The sequence below is a fragment of the Brevibacillus sp. Leaf182 genome, assembly GCF_001423865.2.
GTDB classification, from domain to species: Bacteria; Bacillota; Bacilli; order Brevibacillales; family Brevibacillaceae; genus Brevibacillus; species Brevibacillus brevis_C.
Window position 1 is genome coordinate 419,321 of the sequence record NZ_LMPN02000015.1, and the last position, 22,960, is coordinate 442,280.

Annotated in this window: 20 protein-coding genes, 1 pseudogene and 1 riboswitch; of the genes and pseudogenes, 9 read left to right on the forward strand and 12 right to left on the reverse strand. The window is 47.3% G+C overall.

All coding sequences use genetic code 11. The annotated features are described in order from the left end of the window. The 6 genes from ASG16_RS04860 to ASG16_RS04885 all read right to left on the reverse strand — a co-directional run bounded on the left by ASG16_RS04860 (position 1) and on the right by ASG16_RS04885 (position 5,351). Positions 1 to 1,062 (reverse strand): ABC transporter ATP-binding protein, encoded by a 1,062-nt coding sequence (locus ASG16_RS04860; RefSeq protein ID WP_048035280.1) that lies wholly within the window; start codon positions 1,060 to 1,062, stop codon positions 1 to 3. Positions 1,063 to 1,077: 15 nt separating this feature from the next. Beyond that, positions 1,078 to 1,866 carry an ABC transporter permease gene (locus ASG16_RS04865; RefSeq protein WP_056489135.1) on the reverse strand — a complete coding sequence of 263 codons (789 nt, stop codon included), beginning with the start codon at positions 1,864 to 1,866 and terminating at the stop codon, positions 1,078 to 1,080. A 5-nt stretch (positions 1,867 to 1,871) separates the two neighbouring features. After that, the gene (locus ASG16_RS04870) at positions 1,872 to 2,693 is read right to left on the reverse strand and encodes an ABC transporter permease (protein ID WP_056489133.1); all 822 of its coding nucleotides are present in this window, start codon (positions 2,691 to 2,693) and stop codon (positions 1,872 to 1,874) included. Between the two features lie 26 nt (positions 2,694 to 2,719). Beyond that, positions 2,720 to 3,649, reverse strand: a complete 930-nt coding sequence (locus ASG16_RS04875; protein WP_056489131.1) for a nucleoside hydrolase — start codon at positions 3,647 to 3,649, stop codon at positions 2,720 to 2,722. A 74-nt stretch (positions 3,650 to 3,723) separates the two neighbouring features. Continuing rightward, complete coding sequence (locus ASG16_RS04880) at positions 3,724 to 4,797, reverse strand: ABC transporter substrate-binding protein (protein ID WP_056489129.1); 1,074 nt, start codon at positions 4,795 to 4,797, stop codon at positions 3,724 to 3,726. Between the two features lie 197 nt (positions 4,798 to 4,994). Further along, positions 4,995 to 5,351, reverse strand: coding sequence for a Na-translocating system protein MpsC family protein (locus tag ASG16_RS04885; protein ID WP_173610495.1), 357 nt, complete (start codon positions 5,349 to 5,351; stop codon positions 4,995 to 4,997). Positions 5,352 to 5,571: 220 nt separating this feature from the next. Next, a riboswitch (SAM riboswitch) is annotated at positions 5,572 to 5,674 on the forward strand. 101 nt (positions 5,675 to 5,775) lie between these two features. On the opposite strand from ASG16_RS04885, the gene ASG16_RS04890 reads away from it, so the two are divergent. The 7 genes and pseudogenes from ASG16_RS04890 to ASG16_RS04920 form a co-directional block, all read left to right on the forward strand. After that, positions 5,776 to 6,606, forward strand: coding sequence for a MetQ/NlpA family ABC transporter substrate-binding protein (locus tag ASG16_RS04890; RefSeq protein ID WP_056489127.1), 831 nt, complete (start codon positions 5,776 to 5,778; stop codon positions 6,604 to 6,606). Positions 6,607 to 6,648: 42 nt separating this feature from the next. Next, positions 6,649 to 7,686: a methionine ABC transporter ATP-binding protein gene (locus tag ASG16_RS04895; protein WP_048035285.1), complete on the forward strand. Its 1,038-nt coding sequence runs from the start codon at positions 6,649 to 6,651 to the stop codon at positions 7,684 to 7,686. Beyond that, on the forward strand, positions 7,686 to 8,348 hold the full coding sequence (locus ASG16_RS04900; RefSeq protein WP_056489125.1) for a methionine ABC transporter permease: 663 nt from the start codon (positions 7,686 to 7,688) through the stop codon (positions 8,346 to 8,348). Before ASG16_RS04895 ends, ASG16_RS04900 begins: the two co-directional genes overlap by 1 nt. Positions 8,349 to 8,497: 149 nt before the next feature. Further along, complete coding sequence (locus ASG16_RS04905) at positions 8,498 to 8,932, forward strand: hypothetical protein (protein WP_047070069.1); 435 nt, start codon at positions 8,498 to 8,500, stop codon at positions 8,930 to 8,932. Next, positions 8,920 to 9,213 carry a YxcD family protein gene (locus tag ASG16_RS04910; RefSeq protein WP_047070071.1) on the forward strand — a complete coding sequence of 98 codons (294 nt, stop codon included), beginning with the start codon at positions 8,920 to 8,922 and terminating at the stop codon, positions 9,211 to 9,213. The genes ASG16_RS04905 and ASG16_RS04910 overlap by 13 nt, the downstream gene beginning before the upstream one ends. Positions 9,214 to 9,389: 176 nt before the next feature. Continuing rightward, a complete protein-coding gene (locus ASG16_RS04915; RefSeq protein WP_056489123.1) occupies positions 9,390 to 10,253 on the forward strand; it encodes an ABC transporter ATP-binding protein in 864 nt (287 codons plus the stop codon). A gap of 103 nt (positions 10,254 to 10,356) precedes the next feature. Then, positions 10,357 to 10,723: pseudogene (locus ASG16_RS04920) on the forward strand (DJ-1/PfpI family protein); the annotation flags it as partial. 84 nt (positions 10,724 to 10,807) lie between these two features. Here the strand turns inward: ASG16_RS04920 and ASG16_RS04925 are convergent. The 5 genes from ASG16_RS04925 to ASG16_RS04945 all read right to left on the reverse strand — a co-directional run bounded on the left by ASG16_RS04925 (position 10,808) and on the right by ASG16_RS04945 (position 15,560). Next, entirely contained in the window at positions 10,808 to 11,794 is a 987-nt protein-coding gene (locus ASG16_RS04925) for a siderophore ABC transporter substrate-binding protein (protein WP_056489122.1), read from the reverse strand. Between the two features lie 105 nt (positions 11,795 to 11,899). Continuing rightward, positions 11,900 to 12,658 (reverse strand): iron ABC transporter ATP-binding protein, encoded by a 759-nt coding sequence (locus tag ASG16_RS04930; protein ID WP_056489120.1) that lies wholly within the window; start codon positions 12,656 to 12,658, stop codon positions 11,900 to 11,902. Further along, positions 12,655 to 13,596, reverse strand: a complete 942-nt coding sequence (locus tag ASG16_RS04935) for an iron chelate uptake ABC transporter family permease subunit (RefSeq protein WP_056489118.1) — start codon at positions 13,594 to 13,596, stop codon at positions 12,655 to 12,657. The genes ASG16_RS04930 and ASG16_RS04935 overlap by 4 nt, the downstream gene beginning before the upstream one ends. Continuing rightward, positions 13,593 to 14,546, reverse strand: a complete 954-nt coding sequence (locus tag ASG16_RS04940; RefSeq protein ID WP_048035294.1) for an ABC transporter permease — start codon at positions 14,544 to 14,546, stop codon at positions 13,593 to 13,595. Before ASG16_RS04940 ends, ASG16_RS04935 begins: the two co-directional genes overlap by 4 nt. Positions 14,547 to 14,795: 249 nt before the next feature. Further along, on the reverse strand, positions 14,796 to 15,560 hold the full coding sequence (locus tag ASG16_RS04945) for a DUF4097 family beta strand repeat-containing protein (RefSeq protein WP_056489117.1): 765 nt from the start codon (positions 15,558 to 15,560) through the stop codon (positions 14,796 to 14,798). A 199-nt stretch (positions 15,561 to 15,759) separates the two neighbouring features. Here ASG16_RS04945 and ASG16_RS04950 point away from each other — a divergent pair, with 199 nt between their 5' ends. Both ASG16_RS04950 and ASG16_RS04955 read left to right on the forward strand, forming a co-directional pair. Then, on the forward strand, positions 15,760 to 16,434 hold the full coding sequence (locus ASG16_RS04950) for a Crp/Fnr family transcriptional regulator (protein WP_056489115.1): 675 nt from the start codon (positions 15,760 to 15,762) through the stop codon (positions 16,432 to 16,434). Between the two features lie 170 nt (positions 16,435 to 16,604). Beyond that, positions 16,605 to 16,961 carry a response regulator gene (locus ASG16_RS04955; protein WP_007724662.1) on the forward strand — a complete coding sequence of 119 codons (357 nt, stop codon included), beginning with the start codon at positions 16,605 to 16,607 and terminating at the stop codon, positions 16,959 to 16,961. A 49-nt stretch (positions 16,962 to 17,010) separates the two neighbouring features. Here ASG16_RS04955 and ASG16_RS04960 read toward each other — a convergent pair whose 3' ends face one another. Then, the gene (locus ASG16_RS04960) at positions 17,011 to 22,926 is read right to left on the reverse strand and encodes an AAA family ATPase (RefSeq protein WP_056489113.1); all 5,916 of its coding nucleotides are present in this window, start codon (positions 22,924 to 22,926) and stop codon (positions 17,011 to 17,013) included. Positions 22,927 to 22,960: the final 34 nt, after the last annotated feature.

The window sequence follows — 22,960 nt, forward strand, 5'->3', positions numbered from 1 at the left end:
TTAGTCCACGAGTACCACTTTGTCTTTTGGAAACAGCAGATTGACGTTTAGGCCAGTCTTGTACGGCGTCTCCATCTCTTGATTGACCGTGAAGTCGCCCAGCTCTGTTTCCACGACATATTGATAGCTGCGTCCCAAAAACGTGCTTACCTTTACTGTTCCGCGCAAACGGTTCATTCCCGGCTCGGCGCTCTCTTCTGTCGTCACGAGGAGGTCATCTGGGCGCATTGCGCATTTTTTGCCGGATGGATTGGCCGTGCCCGGATTTTTGGACGCGGTAAAATGATGGTCACCGACGCGCAGGCCGATTTCTCCGTTCTGCTCGTTGCGCTCTGCGAAGTCGATAAAGTTGGTAAAACCAATAAAGCGAGCGATAAACTCCGTCTTCGGGTATTTGAAAATCGTGGCTGGATCGTCGAGCTGCTCGATCACACCCTTGTTCATGATCGCCACCTGATCCGAGATGGAGAAGCACTCCTCCTGGTCATGCGATACGTACACAGTCGTAATTCCCAGCTCCTGCTGAATGCGACGGATTTCTACGCGCATGTTGATCCGCAGGTTGGCATCTAGGTTACTGAGCGGCTCATCGAACAGCAGCAGGTCAGGCTGAATCACCAGTGCACGAGCAATAGCCACCCGCTGTCTTTGACCACCGGACAACTCCTTCGGGAAACGCTTTTCATAGCCGCCGAGACTCACGACTTCGAGAATTTGCTGCACCCGGTTCTTTACCTCTGTTTCATTGACCTTGCGCAGGCGCAAACCGAACGCCACGTTATCGAATACAGAAAGGTGTGGAAACAGCGCATAGCTCTGGAACACAAACCCGAAGTTGCGCTTGTTGACCGGAACGCGCGTATAATCTTTTCCGTCAAACATGAACCGGCCATCTTTTGCTTCCAGAAAACCCGCAATCAGTCGGAGTGTCGTCGTCTTTCCGCAACCGCTTGGACCAAGCAAAGAGATGAGCTGTCCTTTTTCGATATTGAGATTGAAGTTTTGCAAAATATATTGATTGTCATAGGCAACCGATACGTTTTCCAGCGTGAGCAATGCCATGAGTTGATGCCTCCGTTATCGTTTTGTAAAGTAGGAAAGCCCCATCAGACGTTCAATGATGAACATGAGAATAGCCGTAAGAATCATGAGCAGCACGGAAATCGCGGCGATCGTTGGATCGAAGTTGTTTTCTACGTACGTCAGCATCTGGATCGGCAGCGTGCTTACCCCTGGTCCTGTCATGAAAACAGAGATATCTACGTTGTTGAACGACTCCAGAAAAGCGATCAGAATCGCAGCTATAATTCCGGAGCGAATATTCGGCAAGACGACTTTGAAAAAGGTTTCGAGACGACCTGCCCCAAGGCTTAACGCCGCTTCTTCAATGGCGAAGTCAAAGTTGGACAAGGAAGATGCAATGACGCGAATGATAAACGGAAGCATCAGCACCGTATGACCGACGAGAAGTCCCGCATAAATCGGCAAATGATATACGACAATGACGTATTTCAGCATGGCAAAGCCCATAACAATCCCCGGAATCAGGACAGGTGAGATGAAAACGCCATTCAAAATACCCTTGCCGCGAAAATCAAAGCGACTGAGTGCATAAGCTGCCGGAATCCCCAACAAGAGCGCCAAGAGATTTCCCAGCAAGGAAACGAACATTGACGTCTTGAAGGTCGTCATGAACATTTCTACCTCGAAAATGTTTTCGTACCACCGCCAGGAAAAGCCCTCCGGCGGAAACTTCAAGACGCTCCCCGGCTCAAACGACGTAAAAGAAATGATAATGAGCGGCCCTAGCAAAAACAGAAAGACGAGAGAGGTAAACAGGGCCAACCCGCGATTTTTCTCCTGCATAGCTTCTACCCCTTCGGATTTAATTTCGTCGCCAGCTTGTTCATGAAATAGATGACGACAAATGTAATGACAATCATGATCGTGGCAATGACGGATGCCAAATGCCAGTCATTAAGCGTAATCGCATTTTGATACAGGAACGTGGAGATGACCCGCTGTTTTCCACCTAGCAGGGCAGGCGTGGTGTAGGCAGTCAAGCTTCCGACAAACACTAGAATGCTACCGATGATGAGTCCCGGTACACTAAGTGGCACAATGACCTTCCAGAAGGCAGTCAATTTGGAAGCACCCAAGCTTTCCGCCGCCTTCAGCAAATCTGGATCGATGTTTTCCATCACCCCTACCAGCGTAATAATGATCAGCGGCAGGAACAGATGAATCAAACCAATCATCATCGCAGTCGGCGTATACAATATTTCCAACGGCTTATCAATGAGCCCGATTGCAAGCAGCGAGCTGTTCAATAAGCCCTTTTTTCCGAGAATAATCATCCAAGAGAACGACCGCACGACAGAGCTGGTCAGCAAAGGAAAAATCGCCAATGCCAGCAGGATGCCTTTTTTGCGTGGCCCGAGCTTGGAAATGTAGTACGCAGAAGGAAAACCGATCAGAACACATGCAATCGTCGTGACCAGACTAACCTGCAACGTTGTCAGCATAATTTTCAGGAAGTACGCGTCGGTCAGAAATTGGAGATAGCCTTGAATCGTAAAGCTACCCTCTTGATAAAAGGTGGACGCGATCGTCATCACGATTGGAATGACCATGAACAGCGTCAAAAACAGCACACCCGGCAACAGCAATAAATAAAGACCCGTTTTTCTCATCTGATTAACTCCTGTTCACGGTATCGTCAGGCTTTCAATGCGCCAAGAAAACGCGCAAAGAACGCATCTGCATCTACGTCCAGACAGACGTTTATGTTCGGTTCTTTTTTCAGGCGGTTTTGAAAGTCGCAAACCGTTTGCCCATCACACAACTCACTTCTCGTTTCGATATCTACATACAGCTTCCTGGTCGCCACCAGGCTCGGATCGAGCGCGACTGCGACAGCCAATGGATCATGCATGGCGCACGCATAAATGCCATTTCGCTGAAAATAACGATGAAGGTAATCAGACGTACTCTGTCTGACGTACTCGCCCATCGGTGTATCTCCTAGCTCGCGAATATGCTCCTCGTTCAGCAGCACTCTTCGCGTCACATCGAGTCCAACCAGCGTCAATTGCGGGAATCCGGCATGAAACACAACCTTGGCCGCCTCTGGATCGACGTACATGTTATACTCCGCAACTGGCGTCACATTGCCATGCTCGCGGACCACTCCACCCATGAAAATGACATCCTTGACGTGTTGGACGAGCTCCGGGCATTTTTTCACCGCCAGCGCCAAATTGGTCAGCGGCCCCGTCATGATGAGCGTAATCTCGCCGGAATGAGCGAGTACGTTTTCCACGATGAAATCAGGAGCAAAGCCAGCAGTCGGCTTCTTGTACACCGGAACGCCGGCCAGAGCACCTCCCAAGCCATCCTCACCATGTACGGCATGCTCGAAAAACAACGGCCGCAGCAGCGGTTCAGATGCTCCACAGACAACAGGGATTTGCTCGCCGACTTGCAAGAAATCGAGAATTTTGCACGTGTTTTCTGTGGCTTTTCGCAACGACACGTTGCCATTCACCGTAGTGATGCCCACCAAATCGAATTGCCCGCTCTTCACAGCGAGAATAATGCCAAGCGCATCATCAATGCCCGTATCTACGTCAAGAATGATCTTTTGCACGAGTGGTCCTCCTCACGAAAACGAGGGTATATCCGAAATTGTCTATACCCTCGCCCTTGTTTTTCTATCGTTCGTTATTGCGTAATTTCACGATTCCAACGGTCAATCCATGCTTTGGAGTGCTCGTTAACGAATTTCATGTCCAGCATTTTCAGCTTGCTTACGGTTTCTTCCCCATACGTTACGCCTTTTGCCTCTTCTTCTGTCAGTTGAACCGTTTTGTTTACAGGGGAATCGATTTTTGCTTTTGCTGTTTTTTCCTGAACTTCCTTGCTCAGTTGGTAGTTGATGAAGTCTTCAGCCAGCGCTTTGTTTTTCGAGCCTTTTACGATGTTAACCGTATTCATGACTGCATATCCGCCGCTTGCAGGTTGTACGAAAACAGCTTCTGGAACAGCGGCCTTGATGTCTTTGAAGTACATTTCCATGATCGGTCCTACGCCGATTTCTTCTTGACCAAACATATTCACGTATTCAGAGGTCTTATCGTAGAACTTCACTACACTTTGGTTGACTTCTTTCATTTTCGCGAAGGCTTGATCTTCGTTAAATTCCTTGTTGCCCGCTATCTGGGAAGCACTGTCAAGAACCATCGGGCCAGTTGTGGACGTAATGCTTGGCAGTGTCAGCTTGCCCGCCAGCTCTGGGTTCCACAGGTCTTTCCAATCCTTGATCTCGGTTTTCACGAGCTTTGGATTGTAGGCAATTCCGAATTGACCAATCGTGTAAGCTGGACCGTACTCCTCGCCCAGTGGTGCTTTGGCGATGTCGTAGATTTGATCCAGGTTCGGGATGCGGCTGCGGTCGATTTTTTCAAATGCTCCACTCTCAATCCCTTGCTGTGCATAGTAGTCAGAGAGGTAGATCAAGTCTACATCGGAGCTTCCTTGGCGAATTTTGTTCAGGCGCTCTGCATTGTTCCCGATTTCCAGCACGATTTTCACGTTATGTTCTTTTTCAAATGGCTCATATACTTCTTTGCGGAAAAAGTCTTCAGAGAAGCCCCATGTGGAGATGACCAGCTTTTGTGGCTCACCCTTTGCTTCGCCTCCAGCCCCTCCCGCTTGTGGTTGATCATTGCTGCCACAGCCAGCAAGAGCCAGTGACATCATAGAAAAAGACAGGATTCCAGCAAGTAATTTTTTCATCGTAATTCTCCTCCAGTTGGGTTCATTTGATGACAAAATATGGTGATACAATAAAAAGAAAAGTACCCTTGATTAGAACGTATCATTCTAAACAAGAGCACTTTTCTTCGTAAACAAAGAGAAGTGACACCCGTTTTTACGCAAAGTCTACGGTCTCCCCTTAAGATAGATCAAAAGAGAAAATCCGAACGATTGCGTCAGGTATTCAGTTCTGATTCAGCTAAAATAACATTCGTGATCGCCCATTGCGTAGGCGCATCATAGTCCCGCAGCACGGCTTCCAACGGCAACCCCATCTCTTCCTCCAGTCGTTCTCGCAGTTTCTTCTTATAAAGAAGGGACATCCGAAAATCGACTTCGAGCTTGAGGGCCGGCGCTTCGCCTTCCAACGCTTGTGAGCGCGGAGAACGGCGATGCTTGGCTTGGAACGTAATCATCTGATTTTCAATCGTGACTCGGAGCAAAGTCGTTCCAAATCCGAACAACTCTTTTGCTATCTCATTATAGATGGCAGACAGCTTTTTTCTGGTTTCATTGGAGTCCACTAGAGTCATGTCATCACCTGCGATAGCTGGTATCGGGTTCATTCGCTCTCATTATACAAATGATTTTCCGATTCTTCAATAGAATATTCGTATTTAGATCAATTTCACATTTTTCCACCAAGTCATTCGTTTGCAAAAACAGTTGACACGTAAAAAATCAGTCGTTATAATCCAACTATCCAAATAAGAATTAACAACAATGTTTGGAATGATAATTTCATAGCACATTCTCTTATGAAGAGAGGTTGAGGGACTGGCCCTATGACACCTCGGCAACCTATCGCAAACGATATGGTGCCAAATCCAGCGGAATTTATTCCGACAGATAAGAGAGGTATTGTTGCCGTGTATTTACATACGCGCAGTCCCAGCCTCTTCTGTCGGAAGAGGCTTTTTTTATTACATCTTACATCCAGAGAAAAGGGGTATTTTCATGAAAAAGACTGGTCTACTGCTCACTACACTACTTCTCGCTGCATCGCTCGTAACAGCTTGCGGCGGTAAACAGGAAGCTGCGCCTGCTAACGGCGGCACTGCTGCTGAACAAACCTCACTCAAAGTGGGCGTCACTGGCGGCCCGCACGAAGAGATTCTCAACAAAGTAAAGGAAGTCGCCAAAGGCAAAGGACTCGATGTCGAAGTCGTCGTTTTCAACGATTATGTACAGCCGAATCAAGCTCTCGATAAAGGAAATCTCGATGTTAACAGCTTCCAAACCATTCCGTTCTTGGCGAAGTTCAATCAAGATCACAAAACAAAGATCGTCGAGGTCGGAAAAACCGTGACGTACCCGATGGGCCTGTACTCCACCAAGCATAAAAAAGTCGAGGACATCCCGGCTGGCGGTGTTGTCGGCATTCAAAACGATCCGACCAACCGAGCACGCGCCCTGTTGCTCTATCAGGCTGCTGGCTTGATTAAGCTCAAGGATGGCGTGGGCGACAACGCAACACCACTGGACATCGTAGAAAATCCAAAAAATTTGCAATTCAAAGAGCTGGAGGCGGCATTCCTGGCACGCTCGCTGAGCAATGTAGAAGTCGCTTCGATTAATACGAACTTCGCAATGGAAGCTGGCTACTCCCCGAAAAAAGATGCGATCTTCGCTGAGACGGCTGACTCTCCATACGTGAACATTTTGGCAGCCAACGAAACCAACAAAGACAACCCCGCTGTCAAAAAGCTGGTCGACATTTACCGTTCGGAAGAAGTGAAAAAATTCATCGACGAACGTTTTGAAGGAGCTGTACTGCCGTCCTGGTAAGATCGACGCCAGGAACATCAAGAACAACAAGGAGAACTCGTTATGATACAGCTAACCGATATTCATAAGTCGTATCAAGTAGGAAACAAGCAGGTAGAAGCATTGAAGGGCGTATCCTTGCAGGTGGAAAAAGGGCAGATTTACGGGGTTATCGGTTTTAGCGGAGCGGGGAAAAGTACCCTGCTCCGTACCATCAACCTGTTGGAGAAGCCGACTAGCGGTTCTGTGATCGTCAATGGCCAGAACATGCTGACCCTCAAGGAAAAAGAGCTGCGGCAAGCTCGCAAAAAGATCGGGATTATTTTTCAGCACTTCAATCTGCTCTCTTCCTATAATGTCTTTGACAATGTGGCGGAAATCTTGCGGATGAATCGCGTCCCCAAAGATGTCATTAAGCGCAAGGTAGAAGACCTTCTCGGCTTGGTTGGCTTGTCTGATAAAGCACATGCTTATCCTTCACAGCTATCCGGTGGACAAAAGCAACGGGTGGGCATCGCTCGTGCGCTTGCCACTGATCCGGAAATCCTGCTCTGTGACGAAGCAACTTCCGCTCTCGACCCGCAGACGACTGAATCGATTCTGGAGCTGTTGCTCGACATCAATCGAAAGTTTAACCTAACCATCGTCCTCATTACCCATGAAATGCAGGTCATCAAAAAAATCTGCGATCAGGTAGCCATCATGGAAAATGGCGTCGTCATCGAGCAAGGCTCTGTTTTGGATGTTTTCAGCAATCCGCAAGAGCAAACGACCCGTAATTTTATCAAAACGGTTTTTGACGATCAGGTACCACAGGAGATTTTGTCCAAGATAAAAGAAACCGGACCCGTTTCCAAAATTGTTCGCGTTGCCTTTCGTGGGGATGCCGCTCTCGATCCTGTTCTGGGAACACTGTCTGCACGTTTTCCGATTAGCACCAATCTATTGTACGGCTCGATTACAACCATAAAAGGTACGGCGCTCGGCATTTTGCTTTTGCACATTTCTGGTGAAGACCAGGCCATTCAGGATGGCATTCGCTTCTTGCGCGAATCCGTCTACCGCGTAGATATTGTGTCACCAGAGGAGGTGCGGAGCTAATGGAGCGTTTGATTGAAATGATTCCGGTATTCGGGCAATCACTGCAAGAAACTGTCATCATGGTTGGGTTTTCGTTGTTCATTGCGACACTGATCGGGATTCCGCTCGGGATTTTGTTGGTCATCACACAGGCGAATCACCTTTTCCCGAACAAAATCATCTATCACACCCTGAATACGATCATCAACATTGTGCGTTCGCTGCCTTTTATTATCCTGATGGTTGCGATCATTCCTTTTACGGAGTTGATTGTGGGCACTTCGATTGGGATTGAAGGAGCAATTGTGCCGCTCATTGTCTATACTGCGCCTTACATCTCACGCCTGATGGAAACGGCCCTGCATGACGTAGATCGTGGCGTTATCGAAGCGTATCAGGCAATGGGCGCATCCCGGACGCAGATTATTTTTCGCATCATGCTGCGTGAAGCACGGCCTGGCATCGTCCTCTGCCTGACGATTGCGACCATCGGTTTGATTGGTGCTACTGCAATGGCCGGAGCAGTCGGTGCCGGCGGACTCGGCGATCTCGCCTTGCGCTACGGCTACCAGCAATGGGACATCGAAGTCATGATCATTACTGTCGTTATCCTCGTCGTCCTGGTCCAGCTCATTCAATCATTAGGCAACTGGGCAGCCCGAAAACTGAAAAAGAGCGCGTAAATCGAAGAACCCCTGACGAGATCGCTTGTCAGGGGCTTTTTTGTAGGTATGTAGACCAATCGTCACTGAAAGTTCGTTGGTATTTCGCTCGATATTCATGTAGACTTATATATACAAGTCATATTAATGAGAGGGGCTACTCAAATAACATGAAAAAACTCATCATGATGTTGGTTGCCGTAATGCTCGTACTCGCTCCGGCCGGAGGATTTATTGATCATGCCGACGCGAAAGGTTATAAGTCCGGGAAAAAATCTTTTAACTCTAACACGGCTCCTACCAATACACAAACAACCAACAAAGCCGATTCAAATGTAAACGCAACAACCAATAAAGGTACTACAACAACTCCTGCTGCTACCGCAAGCAAAAGCGGCGGATTCATGAAAGGTCTCCTGATTGGCGGTCTGGCTGGTTTGCTGTTTGGAAGCCTGTTCGCTGATATGGGTATTCTCGGCTCCATCCTTGGCTTCATGATCAACCTGATGGCGATCCTCGCTGTGATTATCCTGATCCGCAAAGCGTTCGTCTACTTCAAAACCAAGCGCGCGAAAGAACAGGAACTGAACGCATGGAAAAGATAACTTTTTCTGAACAAGATATCATTAATGCAATCTGCATTCATGCAGCTTACAAAAAGCAATTGAAGCCACAAGACATCTCCGTCGAGCTAATGTGGGACGAGGAGTATGGCTTCTCTGCTGAAATACACTGGATGGATCGCCAACAAATCTTCGTCGAGATTAATATGATTGAAGCGATTCGCTACTACCTGGAGACCCAGATGCAGCGCAACCCTTATTCCGCCGGTATCGAGCTGGTATTGGACGACGAAGAAGGTATTATCGCTCATATCACCTACTAAAGCTTGACCATCGTAAGTTAACCCAAGGCCAATTTGTTCACACATGTGAGCAGGTTGGCTTTTTCATATTGAATTTGGCTTCATTCCGTTATATACTTTATCTTAGTGAAAATGATTATCATTGTCTGCGTTTACTCATACATGTACATACTTTCCTAAAAAGGAGTTGGCCCATTGTGGAGCGCTTATACACGCAAAAGCTGGACATCGGATACGGTGAGCTTTCCATTGTCAAAGACTTGAACATCAGCATTCCTTCTGGAAAAATCACTGCCCTGGTCGGTGCAAATGGTTCTGGTAAATCGACGATCCTCAAAACTCTCGCCCGGATTATGAAACCAACCGGCGGACAAGTATTTTTGGACGGTAAATCGATCCATCAGCAATCGACCAAGGAAGTCGCCAAGCAACTGGCGATTTTGCCGCAAAACCCAACCGCACCCGATGGCTTGACCGTGTCTGAGCTCGTTACCTATGGCCGCTTCCCCCATCAAAAAGGCTTCGGCTCCTTGACTAAGGAAGACAAAGAGATCGTAAACTGGGCTATCTCCATGACTGGCATGGCAGATTTCCATGATCGTCCGGTTGACCAGCTATCCGGCGGTCAGCGCCAACGCGCCTGGATTGCGATGGCTCTGGCGCAAGGAACAGACATCCTGTTCCTGGATGAGCCTACGACCTTTCTGGATATGGCTCACCAACTGGAGGTTCTCAAGCTCCTGCAAAAGCTGAATGACGAAGAGAATCGTACGATCGTCATGGTCGTCCACGATTTGAACCACGCAACCCGTTATGCACAGCACATGGTTGCCATCTCTCGCGGTACCGTTGTCGCTGAGGGAAGCCCTGCTGAAGTCATGACGCCTGATATGCTGCGTAAGGTATTCAACATCGAAGCAGACATCCTGATTGATCCTCGCACGGGTGTACCGCTCTGCCTCCCTTATGAGCTGTCTCATGCTGTGGATCAAAAGCAACCAATCGAAAACGCGACCCAACCTGTTTACTCGGAAGAGCGCAAGCTGGTTGGAGCCAGATAATTGTTAGATGCCGCTAGCAAAAAGCCGGTTTTCACCACGTTTTTCGGTGTAACCGGCTTTTTGCTATCCCTACTGTTTATCTCTCTTTGTTACACGGGCTTAGAAAACCTTACAGTTAGTCACAACCCCACATGAGACGACGAAATGGACTACGTCTGTTTGCAATGGCTCTCTGATCTTGAGCGCCGCAGGCTTGTTACATGGAGCCGTAGCCACCACTCATTGGGGGTCCTTTGAGCTGCTCCAATCTCTCGGAACCACTCCAACAGAGGAAAGAGTCGTTCGTCAGGGCAAAATCGTTACAGCGGCCGGTGTTTCCTCTGGTATCGACATGGCCCTCCAATTGGTTGCATGGGTACGATCCCCAGCCACCGTTCGACTCTGGTTCACCAGAGAAGGCACCTGCTTTATTGGTAGAACAAATAAGAGGGATGTTTCGGGAGTTTGCAAAACGGGAGCCCCGGGTATAAATCAGTACGTTCTAAAAAATGAAAAGGCGACAGCCTGGGGATGTCTTTCTCCCCTCGGCTGTCGCCACTTTCTTTTCTAACCTCTTACCACTTAACTTCTTTCAGAACTTCGTCTGCCATGCTGCCAGTGGAAACCAATCCACCACCGGAGAGATACCAGTAATTCGCATCGAGATAAATGATGTTGCCATTTTTAAATGCTTTGGTGTTTTTGATCAGGTCGTTTTCGATCGTTTGTTTTGCAGAAGCAGAAGCGTCTTGGTTCTTGTTCACAACACCGCGGTCTACAACAAACAGGTAGTCCGGATCTTTTTCAACGATATATTCGGAGGATACGCTTTGACCATGTCCTTCGACTTTAATGTCTTTATCTACAGGAGTGATACCCAACTCCTTGTGAATAATGCCAAAACGAGATCCAGGACCATACGCGCTCAGCTTACCTTCGTTCACCAATACGATCAATGCATTTTTACCGCTAGCTGTTGCTTTTTCATTCACTTGCTTGATAGACGCATCAATTTTTGCCAGCTCTTCGTCTACTTGTGCTTCTTTACCGAAGATGGTACCCAATGTTTTCATGTTCTCTTTGAAGGATTCCATGTAATTCTCGTTGTCTACACCCATGAAGATGGTTGGAGCGATTTTGTTCAGCTCTTCATATGCAGGCTGTTGACGACCGGAGATGAAGATCACATCTGGCTTCATTGCGTTGATTTTCTCAAAGTCTGGCTCTTTCAAACCACCAACGTTTGTGTACTTTGCATCTTTGAACTTTTCCAGGTACGGAGGAATGTTGGAAGACTGAGCAACACCCGCTACTTCGATACCCAATTTATCCAAGGAATCCAGGACGCCGTAGTCAAAAGAAACAACGGTTTTTGGATTCTTTTTCAGTTTTGCTTCACCCAATTTATGCTTGATTGTAATTTCTTCGGATGTTTGTACAGCTTCAGGTGCTTTTGTCGCATCTGTCGCTGGAGTTGAAGGGGCAGCATTATTGGAGCCGCATGCGGCTGTGAATACAGCCATCAGTACTGCCATAAACAGCATGAGTAGTTTTTTGTTCACTTCTCTCACCTCTATATAGAATTTAAAAGTATATAAAATTATTGATAGCTTGCTGATGAACCCCCCTTGCAGGCCATCAAAATTTTAACGATAGGAAGATGGTTCTTACGCGAAATAGACGCATATTTTGTTCTCGTCAATGTCTTCAATCTGGATATCCATGTCATAGACATCTTTTAGCGTAGGTCGCGTAATGATCTCGTCTGTGGTCCCTTCTTTTACGACCTTGCCGTCCTTGAGAGCAACAATATAGTCCGAATAGACAGAGGCAAAGTTGATGTCATGAATAACGATGACAACCGTTTTACCCATTTCGTCTACCAGTCGTCGCAGTACCTTCATAATCTGGACGGAATGCTTCATATCCAAATTGTTGAGCGGCTCATCCAGAAGGACATAGTCTGTATTTTGAGCGACGACCATGGCGATGTACGCACGCTGGCGTTGACCACCACTCAACTGGTCGAGATACTTGTGCTGAATGTCCGTAAGTTCCAAATAACGGATGGCATCATCCACATGCTTCCAATCCTCTTTTGTCAAATTCCCCTGTGAATACGGGAAGCGACCAAAGCTGACCAGCTCGCGAATCGTCAACCGTACCGTAATGTGGTTTGATTGCTTGAGAATCGATATTTTCTTGGCAAGCTCACTGCTCTTTACCTGGCCAATCTCCTGACCCTCAATGAAAACCTCACCTTGGTCCTTTTTCAAAAGACGACTAATCATGGACAGCAGGGTGCTCTTTCCGGCCCCATTGGGTCCGATAAAGGACGTGATTTTTCCCTTGGCAATTTTCACAGAGACGTCTTCCACGACATTTTTGCTACCATACTGTTTTGAGACATTCCGGACTTCTATCACGCTTTATTCTCCTTTAACAGAAGATAGATGAAGTAAACCCCACCAATAAAGTTGACAATGACACTGAGTGTTGTAGAAAACGTGAATACGTGCTTCACAATCAACAAACCGCCAACTAAAGCAATCACACTGATTAATGCCGAGCCTGCCAGCAAGTATTTATGCTGATAGGTTTTCATAAACTGATGGGCGAGATTCGCAACCAACAGTCCGAGGAAGGTAATCGGTCCGACCAAAGCTGTCGCAATGGAGACGAGAATCGCAATCACGATGAGGAATCGCTTGATGACAAAATCATAGGGAATCCCCAGATTGATCGCCTGATCCCGGCCGAGCGATAATACATCCAGATACTTGATGTAACGCCAGAAGTAAATCGCAATCACGATGACCAACACATAGCTTGTAATCAACAAATCCGTTTTTACATTATTGAAGCTGGCGAACATCTTGTCTTGTACAATCAAAAACTCGTTCGGATCGATTAACACCTGCATAAACGTGGACAAGCTGCTGAACAACGTCCCCAGAATCAATCCGATTAATAACAGGAAGTAAATGTTTTGCCCTTCTCTTCTAAACAGAAATTTGTAGAGCAAGCCCGCAAAGAGCACCATGATTCCCGTCGAGATAAGAAAGTTAACATTGTTGTTCATCAGGGTGAAGTGTGTGGAACCAAAAACAAAGATCACAAACGTCTGGATGAACATATAGAGCGAATCGAGGCCGATGATGCTAGGCGTCAAGATTCGGTTGTTCGTAATTGTCTGGAAGACCATCGTGGAAAAGGCGATGATGCATCCGGTTAAAATAATGGCGAGAATTTCCTTCGCCCGCCGAGGAAGGATATAGTCCCAGTTGCCGCCGGCGTTAATTGTCATGAATATGGCTATTAAAGCAATGGCCACAATCGACAGGGCACCTATCTTAGCTTTCATTGTTCATATGCCTTTCTTCTCATGAGTAAGTACACGAAGATCGCGCTGCCTATGACCCCAACCATCAAGCCGATGGAAATCTCGTATGGATAGATGATAAGGCGTCCCAGGATATCACAAGCCAGTACAAAAACCGCACCAAGCAAAGCGGTATGACCCAAGCTTTTCTTCAGGTTATCCCCCAGGTACAGCGTAACCAGATTGGGAATGATCAGTCCCAAAAACGGGATCGCCCCTACCGTGAGAATAACAACCGAAGTAACACTCGCGACGATGATCAGACCGATATTGACGACCTGCTTGTAGTTCAGCCCGAGGTTAATGGCGAACTCTTCACCCATTCCTGCAATCGTGAACTTGTTCGCATACAAGTAGGCGATAATCACCAGCGGAATGCTTATGTACAACAGCTCGTAGTTGCCTTTCATAATCGTGGAGAAATCTCCATGCAGCCAGGCAGACATATTTTGCATCAGGTCGTGCTTATAAGCGAAAAACGTCGTGATCGAACCGACGATATTTCCAAACATCAAGCCCACTAGCGGAATGAAAATGGAGTCCTTGAACTTGATTTTGTCGAGAATCTTCATAAAGATAAACGTTCCAAGCAAGGCGAAAGCAAAAGCGACGAGCAGCTTGACCCAAGGACCAGCATCGACGAATACCAAAAGGGAAATCAAAATTCCGAATCGAACGGAATCCTCTGTCCCCGCTGTCGTTGGCGAAACGAACTTGTTCCGCGTCAACTGCTGCATGATCAGGCCAACGATACTCATGCTCATCCCCGCGATAATGATACTGATGAGTCGCGGAATCCGGCTGATCAACATGACTTGTACCTTGTCATCCGTGAGATTGAACAGGTCCCTTGGAGATATATTTATCACACCAATAAAAAGTGAAACGAACGATAGCAAAATAAGTGCTACAACCAAATATCTCTTTTTCATCGCGTCCCTACTCTTCTTACGTTTTCATGGAGTAATGTTCCGTATTGACTCGAGCATTTACGAAAGAGAATAATTCTCATGATCATTAATAAAGAGATTCATTCTCAATTAGAACTACCTTTGTTATATTAGCACTTCTTTATCGGAAGGGAAAGCTTTTTTTCATTAGTCGGCTAATTTTTTCCTCAACCTGTCAAAATACCGACAAGAACAAGAAAACCGCCAGGGTAAAACCCCTGACGGTCCTGATTATTTGGATGTGTACGAGCCTGTTACGTTTTGAACGAATCGATCTCCGCTCCCGTCATTCTCAATCAGCACATTTCCTTCGACTGTATCAATGACAATATTGCCGCTTTGGTCCGATATCGTAATATCACCCTTATGCTTCCTGATATACATATCACCGGATTGATCGTGAATCGCTACGTTTCCACCTGTATTTTCCATGACGATATCACCTGAATCGTCTTCGATCAGTTTGAGGGCCGACGCGTCCTTGATCTTGATGTCTCCGGACTGATCACGAATCTCTACCTCTCCGGTTGTATTCGTTAATTCAATATCACCGGAGTCATCCTCAATCGTGAGCTTTCCCGTTAGATTGGTCATGTCAATATCCCCAGATCCATCGGTAAGGGCTATCGGCATCTGGGCAGGAACGATTACCGTTAGCGTCATATCCACATAATTTAAACCGATATCTGTGTTCACTTCGGATCGTAGAGTTGCCGTATTTCCATCCTTCTCAAGTGTAATGATGATTTCTTCGGGTTTGACATTTTTCGTTTTGATATCAGCCTCCACATGAATCGCGGTTGCTTTTTCATCACCTTTGACGATCAAATCGCCTGAATCCGTTGCAATATTCAACGCCTCGATGGACTCCGCAGGTAATTCAAGCTGTCTCTTTTCTTCTTCGATCTTAATCACGTTATCGCTGATCGTGCATCCGGCCAAGCCGATTCCCACAGCAATTAACCCTACTCCTATCCACTGTTTCATTTGTTTCATCTGGTTCCCCTCGATACTGGTTATTTTTACAAAATAAGTTCTATATGTATCGTAGCAAAACAGCGTAGAAGAGAAATCAGGCTACAGAGTTGTTCTCTCGTCAGTCTGTAGACGGATATTCCATTGTAGAGATCGCTTCTTTTCCCTACACTACTAGTAGGAATATTTCCCCAATTGAGTTGCCTCGGAGGGTAAAACAATGGACTTGAATCGAATCCAATTTGTGACGGATGCTTTTCCGTGCTTTTCCCTTGTTCCGGAAGCCGCATGGCGCCATCCTGACATAACAGTGGAACGCTTTTCTCCCCAGCTTACGATGCAGCAGGGACATCTGTTTGCCCACGCCGCCTTTGTATTGTCAGGCAAGGTCCGCATCTATATCATCAGCGAGTCTGGACGTGAGGTTACGCTATATCGGGTACAACGCGGGGGAGTCTGCGTCCTCATGATGGCAAGTATTTTAGGTGAGACGGGCTATGAAGCGTCCGCACAGCTAGAAGAGGAAACCGAGCTGCTGCTTTTGCCTGTAGATGTCTTCAAAGAATGGATGGATCGCTATAAGGACTTGCGTCAGTTTATTTACCGGAACATGATCAACCGAATGGTCTCCGTCACGTCTCTGGTCGAGGATATCGCGTTTAAACCGATCAACGCGCGCATCGCCGAATTATTGCTCCAACGTACTACAGATTCTCGCAATCACCTAACCATCACCCATGAAGCGATTGCTATTGAACTCGGGACGGTCAGAGAAGTAATCAGTCGATCACTCAAGGAGTTTGAGAAAGCCGGATGGCTTCAGTTAGGTCGAGGCCGAATCGCTGCTATTCACCGTGATGTCCTCCAGGAAAGACTTTTTCTTGGTGAGTGGTGAGTAAGCTAGCCTCCCTATATCACTCAATTACGAGCTGGCATTCGTTTGTTTTTTCGTATGTTCGACTGTACTTTTTATGATCAAATGATTGCTACATTTTTCCTATCAGTGTTATGGTAAAAGTAGACTACTTACTAAGAATAACGAACCGTTTCGAAACAGGAGGTTTTATGGCTCGTATACTGATAGCAGACGACTCCCTTGTAGTACGAGATTACATGAAAATCATTTTGGAACGGGCGGGCCATCAAGTCATTGCAGAAGCAACGAATGGATTGGACGCCTATCAAAAGTATGCGGCCCACCTCCCCGACGTGGTGACGATGGATATCAATATGCCTGGCATGAATGGCATAGATACCGTCAAAAAAATCATCGGCACCTTCCCCGACGCCAACATCATTATGGTCAGCACCAACGGATTAAAGCCGCTCGTTTTTGAAGCAATCAACGCTGGAGCGCGCCATTACATTCTAAAACCGATCGATGAAGAACGACTTTTGGCTTCCATTACGAATTCTCTTTAGTCGATCAAACAAAAAACTGAGGCACTGTCGCCTCAGTTTTTTCAATGGTCTAGCGAATGTCTTCCAACGGGATTCGGAAGGTAAAGCAGGTGCCCTCGCCTTCTTCGGTATGAACCTGAAGAGTGCCGCCCAACTGTTCAACCTCTTGTTTGACAATGGACAGGCCAATTCCTCTGCCCGATACGAGACTTGCGTTTTCTTGTACCGTGACATGCTCTGCCAATGCCAACTTTAGCTTTTCCATATCTCCGCCCCGCCCATCATCACGAATCGTGACGCACAAGGAAGTATCCTCTTGCCAAAGGCGGCATTGAATCTTGCCGCTGCGTTCTTTTCCGCATGCCAATCGTTCTTGCTCTTCTTCCATTCCATGATCGATCGCATTGTTGAATACGTGAACCAGGCTCCTCGCAAAATTCTCGAATCGCTCCGGATCGACCAGTACTTCTTCAGCATCCCACTCGACCGGATCGATCGTCTTATTCAGACGGATGGCGAGCTCACTTACATAGTCTTCATACCGGGACAACATGTCCTTCATCGGACGATAGCGAAGCTTGCGAATGCGTTGGAGCAGCTCCTGCTGAGCTTCCCCCTGTAACAGACTGGTGATCTCATGCTCGAAGCTTTCCCACCGCTCTTTTGCAATGGTGTACACATGCTCGTTTTGATCGAGGAACCCGACCCCGAGCTTGTGCTGCATGATCGACAAATCTTGTTGCATCGCAGCTCTAACCTCTGCAAATGACTGCTGGGCACGCACATCCTCGGCGGACAGGTGTTCTTCGGACTTTGCCCATTGAATCAACCACGACTCCAAATCATGCAGCTTTTGCGGTGTATGAATCAAGTGTAATTGACTGAAGTCACCTTTAAACTGATGAATCTGAGCGACCAATTTGAATAGTTTCTCGGAATCCGCCATCTCTTCTTTCAGGACCCGCTTCCACCCATCCTCAAAGAAAGCGTCAAAAGCCCGCAGTACCTTTTGGAAGAGCGGGAGACTAATCGCTACCGTTACGACCATATTCAACCTTTGCCATTCTCGCTCCATCTTTGATTTGAGCGCCCGTTGCTCACTCATATCAGTCAGGATCAGCATCAAGCCCTCTGGCGAATCTCGCCGATCTTCATAAATCGGCTTACACGCTAGCTTCAACGGCATTTGATTAATCTGGATTTCTGTAGGAAACAGACTGAGATACAACTCTTTTTGCCCTTGGTCTTTTGCTTCAAAGTACTTTTCCAAAAGAGATTCAATAAACACGCGGTCCTCTGGGCGATCTGGATATAACAGCTCTGCGACCGATACGCCAGCCAGTTCTCTGCCAAAAATCCGTAGACATTCCCGACTGTATTCGGAATGGACCAGCAGGTTTTTGGAAAAAGAAAGGAAGCCTTGTCCCGCATTGTTTAACAGATTTTTATTCGCCTGTAAAAGTGCCTGAATCTCATTGGTACGCTCTGTCACAATCTTTTCCAAGGATTGATTCCATTGCTCCAATTGATGGTACAGTCTCGCATTTTCAATAAAGATCGCAATTTGCGAGAAGATCAGTCTGAGCGGCTCTGATCGTTTTTCGTTGAACACATGTGTCGTCTCGTTGTTCTCCAAATAAATGACACCGATCATTTTGCCTTGCTGCCATAGCGGGGAGCATAGAATCGATTTCGGCTTGTGCTTCGCGATGTACGTATCGCGGAAAAAGACACCTTCAACCGAAGCATTGTGGAGTACCAGCATCTCTTCTGTGCGAATGGTGTAATTCACGACGGCGACAGAGAGCATCCCGCTATGCTCATACGGGACAGACTGCATGATCTCCACGTCCAAATCGACAGAGCCTGCCGCTTCGATGAGCCAGTCACCATCTTTTTTCAGCAGGAGGATTCCTTTCTCCGCACCTGCATTGCTCATCACCGTGCGCAGCATCGTCGCCAACAGCATTTCCAGGCGGAGCTCGCTGGCAATCGTTTGCGACGCCTTGATGACACTCATTAAATCGACGAGGTCTGCTGTCTGGTCAGTCGTGGCAATCTCGGCGGAAGCTCCCATGCTTCTTACCCGTTGCAAAAGATAAGGGTACCGTTCCCCAATCTCTCGTGCCTTGGCGACCGCTCCCCAAAGCATGTAAACCTCGTGTGCCTCTGTCATGTATACTTTCGCAATCGTTTCGAGTCCGAGTGCCAAGTAATGCTGGGCAGCCAATTCATTTGCCATAGCCTCGTTTTGCAAGAAAACATCCTTTTTGGCGAGTTGAACCGCCTGTTCATAATAAGGACCTGCTTCTTGTTTTTTCTCAGTGACACGCAGCCACTCAGCATACATCAGCAACCACTTGTGCTGAAAATTTTCCGGGCATTCGTTTGCCCACGTCTTCATCTTCTTGATATTTGCTTTGATTTTTTTCCCATACTTCGATTTTTCCTGACGGTTGGCGTTCTCATAGAGCCCTGTTAATGCCAGTGTTTGCATAAAAACTTGTTGGCTGACAAGAACTTGTCCGCTGACTGAATCCATCCATTGCTCCGCTTCAGCCAGCAGCTCGGCAGCCTCCAGGTGGTTCCCGTACATGAGATGAACCATCGATTTATAGTAGTGGTACATGTACCGCTTGTAGCTGTTTCCTTCTTTTTTCAGGTGGCTTACATATGTCGTTTCGTCAAAACCATCATGGCAAAACGCCGTTCGTTCATCGTCGGACCACCGTGTAAAGGTATGCAGCGCCTGGCGCAATAACAGAAGCCGATCATCGTGATCAACGACCTTGATTTGTTGAATCATATCACTGTATTCCTCGATTTGCTGCTCCAATTCTTCCACTGGCACACCGCAGTAGAGCATGGCCTCCAAAAGCCCATGGGCATTGTAAGCAGCATAAATGTTGCCGCCACCGTCCAAGCCGAGCTGAATCGCTTTTTTCAGGAGAGGGATATTCGTTCGTGCATGCTCGCACCAGTGATTGATCAGTAGGGCAAACGCGCCATACGCCTTCGTCATGGCGATCGGATCGGCGAAGCTGTCTGCTACACGGCAAGCCAATTGCCCAAATTCGTAAGCCTCTCGATAATTTCCGAATTGAGCAGCTTGTACGATCCCGTAACCGGTATAACCGTTTGCCGAGGCGACCGCGTTTCCGTGCACGAGTGACAGATGAAGGGCACGCAATATCGTTAAAGCAAACCAATTGAGATTGACATAGTAAGCTGATGGCCCGGCGTAGCTGATGATGCTCATCGCCATCTGATAATTTTCATCCGGAACATCCGGCAAATACAGCAGCTCATCTATTTTCCGGCCTTTGAGGCGGCGTTTGATGTGAAACATTTCCTTAATGATATCGAGCTTGCCAGGCTTTTTGGGAATCGGTACGCCCAATAACCCCAAGGCTTCGCTTGCGATCTCCATGACACGCGGAAATTCAGCCAGTCGTGTATACATGCGAATTTCCATTTCCAAAATGCGAACGCGTTCTCTGTCTGTTTTGGCATGCTGCATCCCGCGTTCAAACAATTGTTTTGCCTCATCCAATTGGTTACAGAGGTACGTCGTCTCCGCAGACAACGCACACAGCTCCATGGTCAGATCATGATTGTGCTGCCAGCCCTCTTCTCCGACCAGCTCGAGACCACGTTGGAAGTACTGCAAGGCGGATTCAAATGCCGCAGAGGATTTCGCTTTTTGACCTGCGAGCAAATGACAATGCGCTACATGAATGCGCTCCGCCTGATCCTCCAGTATCTCTTTGCCCCGATACATATGATCGCAAATTTCGAACAAGAAGCCAGATTCGCTCCCTTGGGACATTTCCCACATCATCCTGCCCAGCTTGACGTGAATCTGTCCTCGTTCTTCCTCTGCTAACAACGAATAGGCGGCCTGTTGAATGCGATCATGCACAAAACGGAAACGAATCCTCATCTGAGACGCCACTTCTTCTTCCACGAGTGCAACGTAAGTCAGATATTCCGCTCCTTCAATCGGATAGATGAGACCTTCCTCAATCGCAGGCCGTATATGCTGGATGGCTTCTGACTCCGTTTGATTTCGTGACTTGGCTATCAAATGAAGCAAAAACGAGTTACCCAGACAAGCCGCATAACCTAGCTGCTTCTGAGTGGAATCAGGCAGTCTTCTCATTTTTTCTACGAGAAAATCGGCCACATTTTCCGTAGTACCCAGCTTCTCGATTTCGGCCAAATCCCATTGCCAGTTCTGTTCTTCTCTCTCATACCACAGCAAGTTCCGATCATACAGCGTTTTAATGAATTCTCTTACATAAAACGGATTCCCGGCTGTTTTCTGCATAATAATCGTAACCAGCGGCTTCGTCATCTCCGGATCACTATGCAACGCATCCGCCAGCATCGCATTGAATTCGGGGTCTCGAAGCGGCAGTAACGTAAATTGGCGCAAGATGCGGCTCTTGATGCCTGTCTCTGTCAAAATGGCAATCAACGGATTCATCGTACCGCCATCGTGCTCACGATAAGCGCAAATCAACAGAAAATGACTAATCTGCATATCCGCAACCAACTCTCGGATCAGGAAAAGCGAAGAAGAATCCGCCCACTGCAAATCATCCAGGAACAAGACCAGTGGATGGTCTGGTCGCGCCCAAATCCGAATAAAGCGTTGCATCACCCATTGAAAGCGATTTTTTGCTTCTGCTGCCGGCAGCTCAGGTACGGCTGGCTGTTTGCCAATCACTGTCTCAAGCTGTGGAATGACATCCACGATCACTTGACCAAGTCCTTGCATGGCGTCGAGTATCATCTCTCGCCAAGCGAGCAGCTCGCGTTCATGGCCTGCCAAGAGCTGCTTGATCAAATCCTGAAAGATTTGAATGATGGCCGAATACGGAACGGCCTGATTATAATGATCGAACTTTCCTGAAACAAAACGTCCCCGGCCTCTCAAAAACGCTTTTTGCGCTTCCAGCACGAGTGCAGATTTACCCACGCCAGCAGAGCCACTGAGGAGAACTATCCTCGTAGCGCCGTTCGTGACTTGCTCAAATGCATCGAGGAGCATCTGGATTTCCTGCTCACGTCCATACAGTCTCTCTGGAATCCGCAAGTGATCGGCACGGTCTTCTAAAGCAAGCGGAAAAGGCGTAATCAAACCGTTTTGTTCAAGCTGGTCATAGCAACGCTGTAGGTCTGCCAGCAAGCCAGACATGCTAAAGTAGCGATCCTCTGTATTTTTTGACAGACACTTCATCACAATGTCCGATAGAATTTCTGGAACAGATGGTTTTACACTGGAGGGAGCGAGCGGCTTTCTCGCCATATGAGCATGTATGAGTTCAAGCATGTCCGAAGTTAAAAAGGGCAGCTTTCCAGTCAATAACTCGTAGAGCGTGACACCAAAAGAATAAATATCAGAGCGGTAATCGACGGTGCGATTCATTCTCCCCGTCTGCTCCGGCGAGACGTAGCGAAGATTCCCCTTCCATTCTTTTGGATTCATCACACTTTGGTATTCTTGGTGGCATTTCGTCGCCAACCCAAAGCTAACAAGCTTTACCTCATAGGTTTCAGGATGAACCAGGATATGATCGGGATTTACATCCTTATGAATGATTCCGTGCTGATGGATTTCCTTCAAGCAGGAAGCCATGCGGGCTGCAATGAAGAGCATCTCCTTCAGTGACAGTCCTTTCATTTTCATAAGCAAGGAGAGCGGCACTCCCCCGAAATCTTCCGTGATCATTACGGTCTCACGGTTGTGATTAACGAGTTCGATGATCGTTTCCACTGCATTGGATTCCAGTGATTGAAGAATGCGATATTCATGCTTCAGTTTCCACAGAGATTCCTTATGGGAAGGTCCTTCCATCGGTACTTTGAATAAGACAGGGAGATTGTCGTTATTTCTATAACCCCGATAAATTCCCAATTTTGAATGAGTGGAAATCAACTCTGCCACCCTATACCCTGGAACCACGATCATGCCGCTCATACTATCCACTCCATCTTTAGGTAGAACATCCTAT